This is a genomic window from Sporosarcina sp. FSL K6-3457 (genome assembly GCF_038007285.1).
GTDB lineage: Bacteria > Bacillota > Bacilli > Bacillales_A > Planococcaceae > Sporosarcina.
Genome location: NZ_JBBOWX010000001.1, coordinates 4276683 through 4294072 on the forward strand (window position 1 = coordinate 4276683; position 17390 = coordinate 4294072).

At 37.6% G+C, this 17390-nt stretch carries 19 protein-coding genes; 12 read left to right on the top strand and 7 right to left on the bottom strand.

All coding sequences use genetic code 11. The features are described from left to right. The first annotated feature begins 494 nt into the window (after nt 1-494). The 5 genes from N1I80_RS20765 (at nt 495) to N1I80_RS20785 (ending at nt 4643) form a co-directional block, all read left to right on the top strand. Complete coding sequence (locus N1I80_RS20765) at nt 495-1241, top strand: ABC transporter ATP-binding protein (RefSeq protein WP_340739726.1); 747 nt, start codon at nt 495-497, stop codon at nt 1239-1241. Beyond that, nucleotides 1238-2047, top strand: coding sequence for a hypothetical protein (locus N1I80_RS20770; protein ID WP_340739727.1), 810 nt, complete (start codon nt 1238-1240; stop codon nt 2045-2047). The genes N1I80_RS20765 and N1I80_RS20770 overlap by 4 nt, the downstream gene beginning before the upstream one ends. A 53-nt stretch (nt 2048-2100) precedes the next feature. Further along, nucleotides 2101-2796 (top strand): hypothetical protein, encoded by a 696-nt coding sequence (locus tag N1I80_RS20775; protein WP_340739728.1) that lies wholly within the window; start codon nt 2101-2103, stop codon nt 2794-2796. 111 nt (nt 2797-2907) lie between these two features. Further along, nucleotides 2908-3597 carry a response regulator transcription factor gene (locus tag N1I80_RS20780; protein WP_340739729.1) on the top strand — a complete coding sequence of 230 codons (690 nt, stop codon included), beginning with the start codon at nt 2908-2910 and terminating at the stop codon, nt 3595-3597. Then, nucleotides 3594-4643 (top strand): sensor histidine kinase, encoded by a 1050-nt coding sequence (locus N1I80_RS20785; RefSeq protein ID WP_340739730.1) that lies wholly within the window; start codon nt 3594-3596, stop codon nt 4641-4643. Before N1I80_RS20780 ends, N1I80_RS20785 begins: the two co-directional genes overlap by 4 nt. A gap of 195 nt (nt 4644-4838) precedes the next feature. Here the strand turns inward: N1I80_RS20785 and N1I80_RS20790 are convergent, their stop codons facing one another. The 3 genes from N1I80_RS20790 to N1I80_RS20800 all read right to left on the bottom strand — a co-directional run bounded on the left by N1I80_RS20790 (nt 4839) and on the right by N1I80_RS20800 (nt 6063). Further along, entirely contained in the window at nt 4839-5039 is a 201-nt protein-coding gene (locus tag N1I80_RS20790; RefSeq protein WP_340739731.1) for a hypothetical protein, read from the bottom strand. A 46-nt stretch (nt 5040-5085) separates the two neighbouring features. Further along, a complete protein-coding gene (locus N1I80_RS20795; protein ID WP_340739732.1) occupies nt 5086-5247 on the bottom strand; it encodes a helix-turn-helix transcriptional regulator in 162 nt (53 codons plus the stop codon). A gap of 258 nt (nt 5248-5505) precedes the next feature. Next, the gene (locus N1I80_RS20800; protein WP_340739733.1) at nt 5506-6063 is read right to left on the bottom strand and encodes a TetR/AcrR family transcriptional regulator; all 558 of its coding nucleotides are present in this window, start codon (nt 6061-6063) and stop codon (nt 5506-5508) included. Between the two features lie 163 nt (nt 6064-6226). On the opposite strand from N1I80_RS20800, the gene N1I80_RS20805 reads away from it, so the two are divergent. Then, nucleotides 6227-6760 carry an HXXEE domain-containing protein gene (locus N1I80_RS20805; RefSeq protein ID WP_340739734.1) on the top strand — a complete coding sequence of 178 codons (534 nt, stop codon included), beginning with the start codon at nt 6227-6229 and terminating at the stop codon, nt 6758-6760. A gap of 102 nt (nt 6761-6862) precedes the next feature. Continuing rightward, nucleotides 6863-7303, top strand: coding sequence for a carboxymuconolactone decarboxylase family protein (locus tag N1I80_RS20810; protein WP_340740111.1), 441 nt, complete (start codon nt 6863-6865; stop codon nt 7301-7303). Between the two features lie 697 nt (nt 7304-8000). Here N1I80_RS20810 and N1I80_RS20815 read toward each other — a convergent pair. The 3 genes from N1I80_RS20815 to N1I80_RS20825 all read right to left on the bottom strand — a co-directional run bounded on the left by N1I80_RS20815 (nt 8001) and on the right by N1I80_RS20825 (nt 11939). Next, a complete protein-coding gene (locus tag N1I80_RS20815) occupies nt 8001-9548 on the bottom strand; it encodes a sensor domain-containing diguanylate cyclase (protein ID WP_340739735.1) in 1548 nt (515 codons plus the stop codon). A 226-nt stretch (nt 9549-9774) separates the two neighbouring features. Beyond that, a complete protein-coding gene (locus N1I80_RS20820) occupies nt 9775-11205 on the bottom strand; it encodes a DHA2 family efflux MFS transporter permease subunit (RefSeq protein ID WP_340739736.1) in 1431 nt (476 codons plus the stop codon). A 140-nt stretch (nt 11206-11345) separates the two neighbouring features. Further along, entirely contained in the window at nt 11346-11939 is a 594-nt protein-coding gene (locus N1I80_RS20825) for a TetR/AcrR family transcriptional regulator (RefSeq protein ID WP_340739737.1), read from the bottom strand. Between the two features lie 569 nt (nt 11940-12508). Between N1I80_RS20825 and N1I80_RS20830 the strand changes: the two genes are divergently transcribed. Both N1I80_RS20830 and N1I80_RS20835 read left to right on the top strand, forming a co-directional pair. Continuing rightward, nucleotides 12509-13414 carry a LysR family transcriptional regulator gene (locus N1I80_RS20830; protein ID WP_340739738.1) on the top strand — a complete coding sequence of 302 codons (906 nt, stop codon included), beginning with the start codon at nt 12509-12511 and terminating at the stop codon, nt 13412-13414. A 252-nt stretch (nt 13415-13666) separates the two neighbouring features. Next, nucleotides 13667-14149 carry a LysE family transporter gene (locus tag N1I80_RS20835; RefSeq protein WP_340739739.1) on the top strand — a complete coding sequence of 161 codons (483 nt, stop codon included), beginning with the start codon at nt 13667-13669 and terminating at the stop codon, nt 14147-14149. 130 nt (nt 14150-14279) lie between these two features. On the opposite strand, the gene N1I80_RS20840 is transcribed toward N1I80_RS20835, so the two are convergent. Continuing rightward, complete coding sequence (locus N1I80_RS20840) at nt 14280-15212, bottom strand: VanZ family protein (RefSeq protein ID WP_340739740.1); 933 nt, start codon at nt 15210-15212, stop codon at nt 14280-14282. Nucleotides 15213-15390: 178 nt separating this feature from the next. Between N1I80_RS20840 and N1I80_RS20845 the strand changes: the two genes are divergently transcribed. Genes N1I80_RS20845 through N1I80_RS20855 form a run of 3 tightly spaced genes read left to right on the top strand, consistent with a single transcriptional unit; the run spans nt 15391 to nt 17367 of the window. Next, nucleotides 15391-16113, top strand: coding sequence for a hypothetical protein (locus tag N1I80_RS20845; RefSeq protein ID WP_340739741.1), 723 nt, complete (start codon nt 15391-15393; stop codon nt 16111-16113). Nucleotides 16114-16128: 15 nt separating this feature from the next. Continuing rightward, nucleotides 16129-16518, top strand: coding sequence for a GntR family transcriptional regulator (locus N1I80_RS20850; protein ID WP_340739742.1), 390 nt, complete (start codon nt 16129-16131; stop codon nt 16516-16518). Between the two features lie 3 nt (nt 16519-16521). Next, nucleotides 16522-17367, top strand: coding sequence for an ABC transporter ATP-binding protein (locus tag N1I80_RS20855; RefSeq protein ID WP_340739743.1), 846 nt, complete (start codon nt 16522-16524; stop codon nt 17365-17367). Nucleotides 17368-17390 lie beyond the last annotated feature (23 nt).

Genomic DNA, 17390 nt, shown 5'->3' on the forward strand with positions numbered 1-17390 from the left:
TCAAATGCTTCGTATCGCTGCAAAGAATCTTCAGTAAACATAAGAACGGTGACTGGTACCACTCCCAAGAAACTCCTTCCTCTTTCACATCTTTTGTCAAAATAAGCCCTTCATGCTGCTCGATTAATGAATCAAGCAGTTCCCGGTATTACATACTCATCACCCTCAATGCTTTTATCGCATTCAATATTAGCATGATTGTAAACATCCGGAGTATTATTTCATGAAACTATACTCATGTAACACGGCTTGCTTCACCATTAATTAAATTGTCAACCAAGACATGGGACATAGATAAAGGTCATTGTTATTGATTAATGATTATAAAAAGAATAAAGGAATACTAATGACTTTATCAAAACTTTATCAAAGTTTTATGAGATTACTATCTAGTCATTACGAACACAATAACTCTCTCTTGTATGATTATAAATATCAAAAGTTATTAAGAGAAAAATAACAGAAGTATTAGAATCAAAGAGGGAGTGCAGAACATGCTTTCAAAAAAGATCAGTACAGGAACAGAAACCATCGTAGTTAATAACGTAACGAAACGATACGGTACGAAGACAGCCGTTGAAAATGTGTCTTTCACTGCAAAAGCAGGCCGGGTAACTGGCTTTTTAGGGCCTAATGGTGCGGGTAAATCTAGTACGCTACGCATTTTACTTGGCCTTGATCATCCTACTAGCGGAACAGCTCTCATTGAGGGAAAACCGTTCGTCGAACATACCCAGCCTCTGCGGACGGTCGGAGCCATGCTAGATGGTGCTTCTGCTGTTCCAGAACGTCGTGGGATTGATCATCTCCGCTGGATTGCCGAGTCCAACCGAATTCCGAAACAGCGTATAGATGAAGTATTAGAAACAGTAGGACTCGCTAAGGCGGCAAAAGTGCGGGTGCGTAAATACTCTTTGGGAATGAAGCAACGTTTAGGATTGGCGGTAGCCCTGCTTGGTGAACCACGTATCCTCGTATTGGATGAGCCGGTCAACGGACTAGATCCTGAAGGTATAAGAACAGTCAGAAGTCTTCTACGTAAATACGCAGAAGATGGAAATACTGTTCTGTTATCAAGTCACCTCATGGATGAGACAGCCAAGATTGTTGATGATATCGTCATTATCAACAAAGGAAAAATCATCGCCAATGGTACTTTGGATGAGGTAACTGCAGGACACTCTTCTCTAGAGGAAGCATTCTTTGCATTGACAGGTATAAAAAGAGGTGAGAGTTGGTGACTGATATGTTCGCTATTATCCGTTCTGAACTAACAAAAATAGTGACTTTACCAAGTGTATGGATAGTCACAGTAATTCTTCTTGCCCTTAGTTTACTCTTTCAGTACCAAGGAATGGCTGTAACCAAAGAAGTATTGGAAACTTTAGACGCCAACGGTATGCACTGGTGGTATGGAAGACCAGTTGATGCTGAACTTGATCAATTTGCTACAATGGGTGCCGTCATCTTTAATCCAGGCATATTCTTTCCCTTGCTTGGTGCGGTGATTGCCGGTGCTGAGTTTCGCACTGGTCAACTCGGTCTAAGCGTTCTAGCTGTACCTTCTCGAACTCGACTTGTCATAGGAAAAACCATTGCGACTGCACTTTATGCTCTTATAACTGGATTTACTTTTATAATCATGACAATCTTTTCAACCTATCTTGCTGTGAAGGACTGGCAGCCTGATCTCATATGGAGATCGGAAGCACTGACTCAGATGGTAGGTGGAGTGCTGTTCATCGTTGCAATTACCTTGATAACTTTCGGAATCACTCTTATTACACGACGCACTCTATTTGGCATTGTAGTGATGGGAGGATTTATTGGTGTGACCTTAACTCAAGTAATCGCTTCATTTATACCAGATTTAGACGCATTGACACCAATCAGCGCTGCGCGGAACTTACTATTGCAAAATGACACTGGTATTCAAGCAGCACCATTCAGCTCAAGTCCTGAAATCGGAGCATTGGTACTAATTGGATGGGTTTTGTTAGCGTTCATTGTCTCTATGATCACTGTTCAGCGGAGGGATGCACGATGAATGCAAGTACACAACACCAAGAAATCCGTATCCAGGATGTTATCACCGCAGAGGTGACCAAAATCATCACACACCCGATAGTCATGGTTGCTCTTGCAATTACGATGATCGTCAACTTTGGTGTTGCAATCATTGACGCCATTGGAGTCTCATTCTATACCGATTTCAATCAAGATCCAGCAACGATTTCTGATTTCGGGGTCGTCATGTTTGCTCCCATCTATGCTTTCCTCATTCTGCCCATCAACGCGGCAAGTAGTGAGTATCAAGATGGGCAGTTTCGTATGACTCTCCTAGCCATTCCGAATCGTCAAACGCTTACGATAGGCAAGTTCATAGCAACGACTATTGTCGTACTCTCAGCCATTATTGTCATACTCGTTCCTCCACGTTTAATTATTGGTTTTTCAGATGGACTTAGTGTCGGAGATATCATTGTAGACCTCAGTCGGTGGATCACTGTTTACCTGTTGATGTCTTTAATCGCCTTTGGATTAGCTGGTTTATTGCGCAGTACGATTGCACCATTGGCAATTTTAATAATGATACCAATTTTCGTCGGTACCGGTATTCTACAATGGCCAGAAGGCCTTCGTTTCTTGCCCGATCAGGCAAGCAGGAGCCTGCTAGGAACCCCTGCCTATGAAGTGACCGAACTTCCGCTAGGGATCGCTTTCTTCACACTTTTAGGCTGGGCGTTATTATGCATGATTCCTTATTGTATTTCTCTTCTACGACGAGATAGTTAAGATATGATGAGTGCAGGAGACGGAAACTCGTACTCTTATAAAAAAACTAGTTATAATCTATCGTTCTATATATAATGAAGCGGGATAATCTACACCAGAGGAGGGCCGACAGTGAATAAGAAGGTCTTAATAATAGAAGATGAGACTGAACTAGCAGATATCATTAGAGACTATCTCAAAAAGGATAGTTTTGAAGTGACTATCTGTAATTCAGGGAATGATGCATTAAACATTTTTAATAAACTACAACCTGATATTATTTTGCTGGATTTGATGTTGCCAGGAATTGATGGGCTAGAAATTTTGAGGAATATTCGGCTACAGTCTACACTGCCTGTAATTATTATCAGTGCAAAGGAAACAGAACTAGATCGTATCTTAGGGTTAGGATTAGGCGCGGATGATTACGTGGTGAAGCCGTTTTCTATAAAGGAACTTGTAGCAAGGGTGAAAGCCCAACTAAGAAGAGCAACGGCATTTACGAACTTACAAACTGAGGAAAAGTCCATTTTTAGATTTTGCGATGTAGAAGTGAATAAGCTATCCAGAGTAGTCAAAAAATCCGAAGTTGAAATTCAGTTTACCGCAAAAGAGTTTGACGTCCTTTCATTCATGTTGTCACATCCAAATCAAGTTTTTTCCAAACAGCATCTGTATGATCAAGTATGGGGATTTGATGAATATGGGGACTTAAATACTGTGGTTATCCATATTCAAAAAATTAGAGATAAACTAGCCTTGGTTAATTGCATCGTCACTGTTCGTAGTGTAGGTTATCGGTTTAACGGTGATTTACTATGAAACGGGACTTACTATCGACATTAAAATCTATTCTCATCCTGCTCATTATTGTGCCTTTGCTGGGGCTATTACTGACCGGATTTAGTTCGTCAAGGGAACAATTTGTTTTCATTATTTCCCTTAGTCTCTTTTTTGCTATTCCTTATATTCTTATAACAATGGCCCTAACTCGTTTTATAAAAATAAGAGTGGTTAAGCCTTTAGAGAAATTAACACAAGTATCGAACGAAATTCTTTTAGGAAACCTTGATTGCGCCATTGATTATGATCGGAATGATGAAATTGGTAGATTTGCTGCTCATTTTGAAAAAATGCGATTGAGTTTAAAGGAAAATAAGACGGAACAAATGACCTTTGAACAAAAACGCAAACAGTTTATCACGAACATTACCCATGATTTAAAGACACCTTTAGCCTCTATCAGTGGACATGTTGAGGGGCTGGGAGATGGGATGGCTGTTGACGAAGAAGAATTTCAAAAATACCTAAATGTTATTGATAAAAAAGTGAAAGAACTGGATACTTTGATTGGGCAATTAAAGGTATTCAATGAATCCGAAGAAGATCAGCTATTTACAAAGGGTGAAGTAATCCATGCAAAGGACCTTCTAGAAGAATTATACGAAACATGTGGGATGGATGTAGCTTTACAAGGAATACCTTGTGTTTTAATCAATGAACTAGAGAATGATTGTCGAATTAAAGTGGATAAAGACCATATGCAAAGGGTGATTAGTAATTTAGTCAATAATGCTACCAGGTATGCAATGAATACATTTGAAATGAAAGGCTGGAATCATCATCACACGATTTACATTTCGGTTACAAATGATGGACATCACTTGAAACCAGAGGAGTTACCTAAACTATTTGATAGATATTATTCTGGCGAATATAGAGATGGAAATCCAAAAGGACATCTAGGGATTGGGCTGAGTATATCAAAGAATCTAGTCTATTTAATGAAAGGTGACATGAAAGCTTCTATAGATAAGAATATATTTATCATAACGATTGAATTACCGATTTATGATGAAGGAATATAAAGAGAATGACAACTCTAGAATACTGTTTTCTGTTTCTTTTTTAAATGTATTTTATCTTGTCCAATATTTCAGGTTACCACCAGTAGGTAGTATTCGGTTAAGATACCTAATGAATAATGATAAATAAACTAATAAGGACAGACATTTATAAACGTCTGCCCTTTCTCCACTACTAAGAATAGAGAACTACCAATTTCATTTAGTTTTTTCTTTTCCAATTGAATCAATGACTACTCCAAATATTCCTCCACTTACTAATCCAAAAATAATAGTTGAAGCCCAGTTGTCGAATGAGAAGTAGCCAACTAATGTCATACTAACAATCGTCAAAAAAACGATATAATATTTTTCGACAAAATTACCCTTTTTAATTTTCTTGTCCATAGATGAAACCATTTTTTCATCTCCTCTCAGTAGCTGATCTAAAGAGATATTTAATTCATCAGAAAGTTTCACTAGAAGTTGAATATCGGGATAATTTCTTCCCACTTCCCAATTTGAAATTTGAAATTGCTGCTCTTGTTACATTTAATCGTTTAGCAAGTTCTTCTTGAGTAATATTCAATTCTGTTCTTCTTTTTTTTATTTCCTGCCCAATTTCCACTAAATATCTCCTCCTAGATTTATCTAATCACGCTTACTTTTTATTTACTAGAAAGGAATGCTTTCATCTTCATAAATAGAACGATAGAAACTGTGTCATCCTTGTACCTATCGTATTTGCAACCTCTTTTCCTAAACAATAATAATAGTTTCTTCTATACCTAAATACCGTTTGGTTAGTATAGATGTATGGATAAATTATCCACTGCTACATGTCTTTGAACACGAGAAACACGCTTAGGTTCATCACCCTGCTTGCTTAGTTCTTGAAATTAAAATAACTTATTTCTTCAAAAGCACTAACTAGGTCGGTATAAGATTGTACAAATCCTGTATCAATCCATTTCATCAGGAGATTCCACATTCCGCCTGCATTGAAGGCTAAAGCAAACTCAAGATTCTCTTCACTTATTGTATAAGCGAATTTGTCTTGAATTAATGTATGAATATAAGGTAAACGCATATTAAAAGCTTCCAATAGAAAATTAGATAATCCATTTTTTCTAAGAGAACAAACGAAGTCTAAATTTTCATGCCAAAATCCCAAAAAGATCTTTGAAACTTTACGCATATCAACTTCATCTGTTTCTGCAATTCGCTTTATATATTCCTGTGTCAACAAGTCGAGATAACAATTCAAGACGGCTTCCTTTGAATTAAAATTCCGATAAAATGTGCTTCTATCTAAATCGGCTTTTTCAGCGATTTCTTTTATCGTGATTTTGTTATATGGTTTTTCTTTCATTAAATCTAACAAAGCAGTTACTAACCATTTTTGTGATTGTATGGCGACGGGATTATTCGTTGAATATATCATTTTATCTTCTCCTATTCTAAGTACAACATACCCTAGGTGTTTGTAGGACTTATTGAGATCGTATTGAAAATTATTTAACTCTAGTATACGATAGCACTTAAAGTGCAACACGTGTTGCAGTCAGAGTAGAAATTATCCTAATCTAAAGAATGGGAGATGTTTTATGTTTTTAAACTGGTTAGACGCACATATCAGCATTGAATCGTTATCTTGGTTATTTTTGGCCGTGTTTATGATACATGATCTTGAAGAAATTATTTGGATCGAACCTTGGTTTAAGAAAAATTATACAAAGGTTTCTCACATGGTTCCAAGTACTGTTCAACCAATGCTTAAGTCGATGACTAGTATTACATCTTCTCAATTTGCCGTAGCCGTAGGAATAGAATTCATTTTATTTATCCCTATTACCTTTTTGGCAGCAGAATATCATCAGTTTCTTATCTTTATTGGTGTTAACAGCATCCTTTTTCTGCATGTGTTTACGCATGTTGGGCAGTCCCTATCTATTAAGATGATTACTCCAGGAGTCATCACAGCAATTTTTATCGTATTACCCTACTCAGTCTATTTATTTTATAGGTTGCTTAATGAAGGTTTGATTGATTGGAACCTCATCTTACTAAGCATCCCTATTGGACTCCTTATAATTCCCGTAGTTTTGGTTGGCCATTTTATTGGAAAAAGGATTGTTTAGTATTTTTGAGTTTACCTTTATATAACAGTGGATAAAAAAGGAGGGATTGAAGTGGCTAAACTTGTTAACAAAGGGATTGTAAAAGCGGCAGGCTTTATAAATATGAAAAACAGAATAAATTATTTCAAAGTAGCACCAGAAGCTTTAGAGAAAATTTTAGAACTAGAGAAGTATGTAAAGAAAACATCGATTGATAGAAAACTGAGAGAGCTCGTGAAAATAAGAGTGTCTCAAATTAATGGTTGTTCATACTGTTTGAATATGCATACAAAAGAAGCGAAAAAATTAAAAGTTACAGATGAACAGATTGACCATTTAAGTACTTGGAAAGAATCGAATAGATATAGTGAAAAAGAAAAAGTAGCGTTAGAGTTGGCGGAAAACATGACATTAATTTCAGAAAGAGGAGTGAATGACGAGCTGTATCATCGAGCGAGGGAACATTATACTGAAAAAAACTATGTAGATTTAGTTATGATTATCAATCAGATCAATATGTGGAATAGGTTATCTATTTCCATGGGAAATAAAGCGAGTAATTAAAATAGGCAAAAAAAAAACACTGGATTAAAGATGCCACAGTCACTCAAACAACGCGTTTGTTCAAACTTTCACGATTGTTTGGGTGACACCAAAAATGATGTTTTTAATACTTCATGGAACCCACTTGAAGTCCATGGGGGCTCCATGCGTTTAGATTAATTATTTATACCATGATTCTCTGTCATCCTGCATTATTCCGTACCTGAAACCAATATATGTAATTGAAAGTATAAAGGTAGCAAAAACATATAATAGGACAATACTAATAAAAATTGTAATATTTGCGATCGTGGCAATTAAATGAGTAGTGCTATATTCAATTCAATTCCAAATACTAAAGCTGACATTCCAACGGGTAGTAATAGGCCGATTAAGAATGTATATCGAAACATTTGATTGATTGAAAGGAAGGAAGAAGTATAATGCTAAACCAAAAAGTAGCCCTAAACTGTATCGGAAATTTAAAAATCCTAAAATATGTTATACCTTCTATTCCCCACATGGCATGAGCAATAGGAAATGCAAATAATTCAACGTTAGCTCCAGGAATAAGCATCATTAAAGTGCCTTTAAGTTCTTTTTTAAATATAAAAAAAGAAATAAACGCAGAAATTAGCCCATTAAAATATTATACAATTTTTTGAAGACAGGCACCTTAACAAAAATAACCTACTGAATATGTTTCCCATTCGGTAAGCTATTCATGTATCCCCCTTTTTCCAGCAGTCTCCAATTTATAACTTCGCTTTGCGACATACATGGCTTGGTCAGCATGATGCAGGAGTGTTTTTCCATCCCTTCCATCCTTAGGGAATTGACTCGCGCCAATACTAAGCGAGATAGGTAAATCAGGATAGGTTATTGAAATATGCTGTGAAAATGTTGATTGTAATTGTTCGATAAACTGATTCGTTAGCTGTTTGGAATGTACATTCCGTAGGAAAAGGACAAATTCATCCCCGCCTAATCGTGCAACATCTCCCGTATCCTTCACCGCATCTTGCAATATTTGTGCGGTAACTTGAAGCAGTTCATCCCCTACTTGGTGACCATACGTATCATTTAAAGATTTGAAATTATCGATATCTATTAAAAGTAATGTAAGTGTTTGCTGTTCATTTCGACATGTTTCCATCGCTGCTTCTAGTTGTATAGTAAACGACCGCCGATTTGGTAAGCCTGTTAAGGCATCGTGGGAAGCGAGAAATTCGATTTCCTTTTGATATTGTTTTTGTAACGTCACGTCCTGGAGGATTAATAGAATATGCATCTGATTGTCCACCCATATATAATCTGCATTGACGAGCAACAAAAATTCGACATCATTATTTGAAATACTCAGAGAACAATCTTTAATTTCTTTTTCGGTTAAAAGCTGTTCCTTTAACGTATCGTCTAGTAAAGTAAATAATTGCTCTTGTCGGAGATTCAAATTATCAAGCAATTTTGTTGCAGCAGGATTCACATTATGAATGATTCCTTTAAAGTCGAGAAGCAAAATAGCGTTTGGATTTAAATGAAATAATTTTTCATAACGTTTATCATACACATTAAGAAAATCATGTTGTTTCATTATCTTGCGTAGGAAATAACACCAAACGATTCCAGCATATATAAAGGAATAGGGCGGTAGCGTGTTTCCGTATTGAAAATAGCCTAATACAATATTTAACATAATCGCTACACAAACCCCGATTATCAGTTGGTGGTAGATCGCCCTTTGTTCTTCTATTTTCTCCCTATACTTTGCAATCAATAAAGGGATTAAGAAAAGAATATCTGTGATCGTACCAACAGTCATGGCTATGTAATAGTTCTCATTATAAATTGGGTATTTCCACATCCCCACTTCAAAAAAGTCTTGTGTAGAAATCAATGTAGCACCAGTAAAAATATTTAAGATAACAAAAATAAAAGGTATATAAAATATATATGGATACAGAAAACGAGGCCAATTGGTATGAAGACCTGTAAATTTTATAAGAAAGTGAAAGCATAATCCAGGGATAATAAAACCTACACTACTTAACCAAAGAGAAGAAAGAAGAGGACTATATTCTATCGAGACCTGATTTCTCACATACTCTTCAGCAAATAGTAATAAAAAGCAAAGCGCAATAAGGCTTAGTAAAATATGTTCCGTTTTTCTTTTATTGCGAAGAAGTATATCTGTTGCCATATAAGCCAAAAATAAAATCGGTAATCCATGGGTCATCAGAAGCACTAGCGCCTCGTTCAATTCCATGATTCTATTATCCTCCTTTCACAAGAAATAATAATTCTATAGTACCCTATCGCTACAATTTATACTATAATGTTAAACGTTTCTTTAAACTAGCTTGTTTTGGTGCCACTGTCACCCACACAAATCAAACGCTATTCTGACAATCAGATGTGACATGAAAAAATAGCCCTTCGATCGAATAATGGATCGAGGGGCTTTTCTGTCTTGAAGGAGTCACTCACACAATTTAAACGGAACGTGATGATTTCATAAAGATTGACGAAATGAGGCCGACAATCGCCAATGTTAATCCGAAAATAAAGGAAGTTTGGACGCCAGCGGTTAAAGACTCGCTAATTGCCAACGGCGTAGACGGGTCTTTCACCCCCTCCAAATGAATGGCTTGCGACACAGACATAATCGTAATCGCAACCGCCGTTCCAATAGCGCCTGAAACTTGTTGCAACGTATTCAATAAAGCCGTTCCATCTGGATAAAGTTCTCTTGGAAGTTGGTTCAAGCCATTAGTTTGAGCTGGCATCATCACCAACGAAACACCTATCATCAGAAATGAATGCAATAGTATAATCGTCAGCAAAGATGTTGCTGTTGTGACGTTTGACAAGTTCCATAACATAATCACCATAATAATAAACCCCGGCGTAACAAGCCCTTTTGGACCGTATTTGTCAAACAGGCGACCCGTGATAGGCGACATGATTCCATTGACAACACCACCCGGTAACAACACAAGCCCCGCCGTCAGCGCAGCTAATCCTAGCCCAGTTTGTAAATATAAAGGCAAGAGAATCATCGATGACAAAATAACCATAAACGTCACAAATACGCTAAAAACACCTAACGTAAACATCGGATATTTAAATGCACGCAAATCAAGCATCGGCGTCTCCATTTTTAATTGTCTTACAGAAAATAGAGCAAGCGCTACAATGCCAATCACGATTGTTGCAATGACAAGCGTACTTCCCCATCCTTTTTCACCCGCAATACTAAATCCATACACAACACCACCAAAACCAATCGTCGATAAGCCAATCGACAAACTATCAAATTTAGGCTTTGTGAGTGTAGAAACATTTTGCACATACTTAATTCCCACGAATAAAGCGAGCGCAAGAAACGGTAAGGTAACCCAAAAAATCCAATTCCAACTTAACTTTTCGATAATTAAACCTGAAAGAGCCGGTCCAATCGCCGGTGCAACCATCATAACCAAGCCCATCAGTCCCATAATGGTACCTCTTTTATGAATGGGAAAAATAAGCAGTATCGTATTAAACATCAGTGGAATCAGGATGCCTGTTCCGATTGCTTGAATCACACGACCGAGTAATAAAATACCGAAAACGGGTGCCAACGCTGCAACAATCGTTCCAAGAATAGAGAATAATAAGGACGTAACGAATAATTGTCGCGTACTAAACGTCTGGATCAAAAGAGCAGAAATTGGAATTAAAATTCCTAACGTTAATAAATAACCTGTTGTTAGCCATTGAACAGTAGAAGAGAGGACACCAAACTCTTTCATTAAACCGCCAAGTGCCATGTTTAAAGCTGTCTCACTAAATAGACCGATAAACCCCGCGATTAAGAAAGAGATTAAAATCGGGAGAGCTCGAATACCTTCATTTTGATTTTGTTTTGCAATTGTTGACAAGAAACATTCCTCCATTAAAGTCCATTCAGCTTATTTTTTCCTAAATCAATCGCGCCTCGGCGTGATTGCGTCCAGATTTTGAATTGAGCTTGCTCAATTGACTCCTTTCAAAATCTGTGACATCCGCCGGAGGCTTAATTTCATTCAGCTGGGGTTTGAACCCCACTGAATGAAATTAATAACGGTATTTGCTCTGCAATCACTTGAAGAGGCCTTCCGCTTTTCTCCGTTACAGCTAAGAGAATACCACCTTCTATCAATGCGTGAACCGTTATGCTTAAATCTTCTGCCTGTTGCTCGTTAAAGCCTGCGACAAGAAGTTTTTCCGCATAAATTGATTGCCAACTTTGAAAAGCAGATTGACAAGCTAATCTGATTGCTTCACTCGTCGAATGTTTTTCACCCGCAATTGCCGCAAATGATAAGCCCTGTGAACTCTCTCCTCCGCCGAAAATTTTGGACAATTGATAAAGATGAGCTTGTAATGCTCGTACGGGATCTTCCGTCTGTCCAAGACTCTCTTGTATATCGTTCATCACAATTCTTTTCGAATAATGAATGGCCTCTATCGCTAACTCTTCTTTGCCACCCGGAAAATAATAATAGAGCGACCCTTTAGGGATCCCACTCTCTTCAATAATATCGTTTAGCCCAACCCCATAATATCCACGTAATCGAAAAAGACGCGAAGCCACTTCAATTAATATATCTTTGGAACTTTTTTCATCAGTCATCTGCGAATCATCTCCTAATTATAACGACTGGTCTACTACTTTAATTGATTGTTGATAATCTGTCAACGATCAATTAAACAATAAGCTTCCTCTCCCGATAACAACTTTAGAAAGACAAATAGAGGGCAATCATAGTAAATAGACTTGAACTACTCCCACTTATAGAAGTGGGAGATTCCTGCGAACACCAGATCAACATCTAGTTATGTTAGCAGGCTCTATCCGTAGTCCCTACGGTGAGAACTTGAAAGTTTTGTACGTTGAACTCAGCGTCTAGCGTACTGCTTGGTTTTCGCTTTTCGGCTAGACGGGGCGATTAGAACGTTGAAAATTTTACGTGACAGACGTATTTCCTATCACAACCTCATATCTTCAGTTTTCAATGAGCAATCTGTACCATTTCATTATAGCGCACACGTTCTGGTTGTACGACAACTTTGGCTGTCGCCAACCGACATTCATCTCCCCCTTATCGTTGGGCTACGCCCTGCCCGCGATTGAAGAGGGAGTCTTCTGTCGGATAACGATAAATAAGAAGGATTCGGAACTTTGAAAAGGTGGCGTTCAGTTTGACTTTACAACAATTAAAATATGCATTGGAAGTAGCTAGTAAGGGCTCCATGAATGAGGCAGCAAAAAGTTTATTCATCTCCCAGCCAAGTTTGTCTAATGCGATTAAGGAATTAGAGAAGGAAATAAAAATTACCATATTCATTAGAACGAATAGAGGCGTTACTGTTTCTAATGAAGGAGCTGAGTTTCTAGGCTATGCTAGGCAGGTATTACAGCAGTTTAACATGCTTGAAGAAAAATATATGAGTGAAAAACCAGCTAAGCAACATTTTTGTATTTCAACACAGCATTATACTTTTGCGGCCAATGCTTTTGTAGAACTTGTAAAAGAGTTTGGGGCTTCTGAATATGAGTTTACACTTCGTGAAACGAAGACTTATGAAATCATTGAAGATGTAAAGAATTTACGAAGTGAGTTAGGGATTATCTATTTAAGTAATTACAATGAATCAGTATTATTAAAACTGTTAAGAGAAAGAAACATAATCTTTTCAGAACTGTTTACTACAAAACCCCATGTATTTATTAGTAAAAAACATCCATTAGCCGACAAAAAAGCTATTGATGTGGATGAATTAGACGATTACCCATGCCTTTCTTTCGAACAAGGAGAACATAATTCATTTTACTTTTCAGAAGAAATTTTAAGTACACGAAGTGTAAAGAAAAGCATCAAAGTAAGTGACAGAGCAGCTATTGTTAATTTCATGATTGGTCTCAATGGGTATACCATTTCTTCTGGCGTTTTCCCTAAATATCTTCATGGTGATGAAATTATTGCAGTTCCTCTTCATGTAGATGAGGTTATACGAGTTGGAACAATACAGCATAGAGATGTCACACTAACGGGACTTGGTGAGCTATATTTAGATGCATTAAAAAAGATTGCGCAGGATTTATAACTGAATATGGCCTTAACTTTCAGCTTGATATAGTTATTTCCTATATCAAGCTATATTATTTCGATATTATACTATATCAAAACCATTCATTATACTATAAATGACTAAAGAAATAAGTTGAATGATGGAAGGTAGAGTGGATGTTGATATGGGAGTTCAAGTATTATTTTCATTTGCTATATACGTTATAATAAATGCCTTTACGCCAGGACCTGGAAACATCCTAGCGTTAAATACGATGACTAATTATGGATGGAGAAGAGGGAAACCCTTATTCTTCGGGATCTTTATTGGTTATTTTTTGTACAAATAGTATGTGCGGTATTTATTTTCGGTTTAGAGAGCTTAATAAATCCGATAATGTCTGTCCTTAAATATGCAGGGGTTATTTATATTTTATGGCTGGCCCATCAGATTGCCATTAGTAAGCCTGACAATAAAACTACTGGAAAACAACCTTCTTTTTTGACTGGTTTTGTTTTGCAAATTGTGAATGTAAAGATATTTTTATTTGGTATAACTTCTCTGACAGGGTATGTTACTCCCTATTATTCGTCATTTGGATGGCTTTTATTTTTTGAAATCATCATTGCGACAATAGGTACGATCGCTACCTTGACTTGGATACTTTTTGGAGGATTATTTCAAAAGACCTATTTCAAACATTTCCGAGTCATAAATATTATATTGGCGTTACTACTCTTGCAATGTGCAGTTGGACTTTTATTGCAGTAAAGCAACAGGCAGAGCTTTTACTATCTCTATAAATTCGGTTGCACATTAATGAATTTTATATCCCCAAGTGAATTACAATTAAAGATTTTAGCATTCTATCAATTGCACTAAATAATAATAAATTAGATTGTTAATCCCACCAATACTTCATTTCTTTAAAGGTAACATCCCATAACTTCACATTTCCTTTAATTGTTATTGTAAGTTCATTTACCTTGTCCATAGGACTTTCGGAAGAGCTTGGGCCTCTATATTCTTTGCTCATAGGACTTATTGACATTTCTTCCCCATCAACAGAAATAACTACCATACCATCATAGTCACTAGAATTATCAGGAATCCCATAGTTTAAAGAAAGCACAATATCTTTACCACCAAATATATAGGTAAATACTTCCGAATCATAACTTTCGCTACCATACAAGTTTATTTTTGGTTCAATTTTTTCATGTTCAATTTCGAAACTTTGGAGATTTTTATCCATTGGTACATTTCTGTTACTATCCAGTTCATTTAAAGCTATAATGGGTCCTTCTATTTTTGTAAATGATTTGTTTAGCAACTCTGAAAAACCTATTACCCCTATCGAAAGGATAACAACGGACATAACCGTGACAACAAGTTTTTTCCGAATACTCTTAAAACGAAATCCGATTTTGTATGCACAAAATCCTACTGCAGCACCTAATGAATTCACGATTATATCATTTATATCAAAACTACCGAGAAAAGTTAGCATTTGCACCGTTTCTATTATCAGGATTGACAAGAAAAACAATGAAATAAACCTGAAGAAATTACAACGATATAGCCTAGGAATCAATATACCAAAAGGTATAAATCCTGCAAAATTACCTAATTCAAAAAAACCACGCGGAAAATATTTCAAATCTGAAATGGTTGGAAAGCTGAAAGAAATTATATTCGGAATTAAATTAAATCGATATTCTTGAATGCCTATTACTGCGCCAGGTCTACCAACACCAAAAAACAGAAAGTATACTATCAAAGCTGTATAGATTATTAATATGGTAAATATTAGCTTATGTTGCTTTGTTCTCATAATATCTCCTATCTTTATAAATAATATATAGCTTTTATTAATATAACATTTAGCACGAAAAATGTAAATATTAACCTTTTTCTATTTCCCTCACAAAATAAATTGACCACTCTAAAGAGAATATGGTACTGTGTATATGAATATAAACAGTATCACAGTTAAGAAAGGGTGTTTATATATGAATGAGTGGAAACAAGCATACAGGCTCGCAGCTTTTGAAATAAAGGCTTCATTAAAAAACTTTCTACCAACCCTGATTTTCTATATCGCGATGAGCCTGATTTTCATGCTGGCGTTCGATGTCTACCTGGAAGGTGAATTCAAATTCTTTGATTTCATGTTTCTGCTGATTTTCTTCATGTTCCCGGCCTGGATGAAGAGTAAGGAATTCCAGATGCAGAAAATGGACGGGGATTTATGGACAGCGCCGTCCATCATTATGCTACAGCAGCTGCCTATCCCGAAAAACATCATCGTCAAAAGCCGCTTCATTATTCATGCGTTCTGTTCATTTCCATTCCAGTTAGTTCTGTTCATCGCGATGCCGCTAATGTCGGAGAATTTCCGAGACACGATGACACCAATCACTTACATCGCATTCCTGTTGATTTGGCTGAGCTTATCGATTTCAATCGGCTTTATCATTGTGGCAAGCGAAGCGGGTGGTAATTTCAAAACGACTGCCATCGTAAAATCGTTTATTTACCTGGTAATTGGCGCCGTTGTACTTTATTTCATGTTCCCGCTTTTATCAGAGAACGGCTTTATTCACTGGACGATGTCGCTTGCAACTGAATGGACACTGCCGTCAGTCATCGCCTCGATTGTCTTGAGCATTGCAGGCTGGAAATACTGGCAAGCGGATATGAGAAAAACCATGAAAAAAACGGAATATCTGTGAGAGGGGGGCTGGATTTTGCTGCCGATACGCTTATCCAAAGATTCTCGTGAACCGATTTATCATCAGATCGAAAAGCAGCTGAAGGCACTGATTGCAGGGGGCCATTTGCCTGCTGGAACGCCACTTCCATCCATTAGGACTCTATCGAAAGATTTGGAGGTCAGCATCATCACAATACGTCGCGCCTATCAGGACTTGGAGTCACAAGGCTTTATCAAAACAGCCCATGGCAAAGGAACTTTTGTTGCGGAAATACAGAACTCCATGAAACAAGAAACGATGACGACTTCCGTCCAAGCGGAATTCGAACGGGCCATCCGCAACGCGATGGATTACGACTATACTGTCGATGAAATCAAAACGGTTTTTGAAGAAACTTTAGAAAAACTTAGGAAAGGGGAATGACAAATGCAGCCATGGATTGATATAAAAGACGCGAATAAAAAGATCGATGATTTTCAGCTCGGGCCGATTAGCCTAGCGATTGAGCCAGGGACCATCACGGCGCTAGTCGGCAATAATGGCTCTGGCAAAAGCACCTTACTGAAGCTAATCATGAATCTAGCAAATCTAGATGGAGGAAGGATTAGGGTCTTCGGCAAATCGGTCGATGGGAAAGACGAAAGCTGGAAAAGGCATGTCGCATTCCAGCCGCAAAACATAGTCGGCTGGAACGCCTATACAGGAGAGGACCTAAAAAGGCTGATTGCTCCTTTATATACGAAATGGGATGAGAAGCTTTTCGAGCGCATGATTCAGCTGCTCGACATCCCGCTCGATAAGCGTTTCGGCAAATTATCGCCAGGTCTGCAGCAGAAGCTGAGTCTATCACTAGCATTGCCGCGGAATACGACTATCCTCATTCTCGATGAACCGACTGTGTCACTCGACATCCCATCAAAAAAACAATTCATGGATTTGCTTGTCGAATGGATGGAAAAGGAGGACCGCGCTGTCATCCTGACAACCCATCAGCCGGAGGAGCTCCAGAAACTAGCAGATTACTTGTTCCTGATGAAGGACGGGCAGGCGATTGGACGGTATGAGAAAGACATGCTCGCTGCTGGATTCCGCCGCTACTGGCTCAAGGAAATGCCTGCGGTGCCAGTACCCGGTGAGCTTTCCCGTTCCGGAAACGAGCTGGTATCAGATAATCCTGACGCAACAGAACAGTATTTCACGCAACACGAAAACAGTGTCATTGACGTCAAAGCCTTAGAACTGGAAGAAATCATCAGCCTTCTGCTGAAATAGAGAAATAAGAGAGGATGAGTGAA